Source organism: Lysobacter enzymogenes (genome assembly GCF_023617245.1).
Classification (GTDB): domain Bacteria; phylum Pseudomonadota; class Gammaproteobacteria; order Xanthomonadales; family Xanthomonadaceae; genus Lysobacter; species Lysobacter yananisis.
In genome coordinates this window covers 1747079-1747514 of the sequence record NZ_CP067396.1, presented here as the reverse complement: position 1 = coordinate 1747514, position 436 = coordinate 1747079, and the positions used below count along the sequence as shown (strand labels likewise).

Here is a 436-nt window from a genome sequence, read left to right as displayed (position 1 = left end):
CGTGACGCGCATAACACCGCCGGAAACACGACTGCGGCACCATCGTCGCAAGCCCGTTCCCATCCCCGCATCGCCATTCATATTCAACCGGAGTACGCCATGACCAACCCCTTCGAAGACAACAACGGCACCTTCCTCGTCCTGGTCAACGACGAAAACCAGCACTCGCTGTGGCCCGAATTCGCCGAAGTCCCCGCCGGCTGGCGCACCGTTTTCGGGCCGGAGCAGCGGCAGGCCTGCCTGGATTACGTCGAGCAGAACTGGACGGATATGCGGCCGGCCAGTCTGGCGGCGCTGGACGACGCGCGGGTGGGTTGAGCGCGGCCGAGCGGCTCGCAATCCCGATCGGCTAGATTGGAAAGACGAAGGGCCTGCTTCTGGCAGGCCCTTTTTGTTGGTGGGCGCGGCCTGGGCGCGAGTACCGACTTCGCCATCG

At 64.7% G+C, this 436-nt stretch carries 1 protein-coding gene; it reads left to right on the top strand.

Annotation, left to right across the window (positions count from 1 at the left end):
- The first annotated feature begins 99 nt into the window (after nt 1–99).
- Complete coding sequence (locus tag JHW41_RS07480; RefSeq protein WP_057948463.1) at nt 100–318, top strand: MbtH family protein; 219 nt, start codon at nt 100–102, stop codon at nt 316–318.
- The last annotated feature ends 118 nt before the right edge of the window (nt 319–436 follow it).

Excerpts from the sequence above, each read along its gene's own strand:
- JHW41_RS07480 (WP_057948463.1), top strand. The coding sequence starts at position 100 with ATGACCAACCCCTTCGAAGACAACAACGGCACCTTCCTCGTCCTGGTC.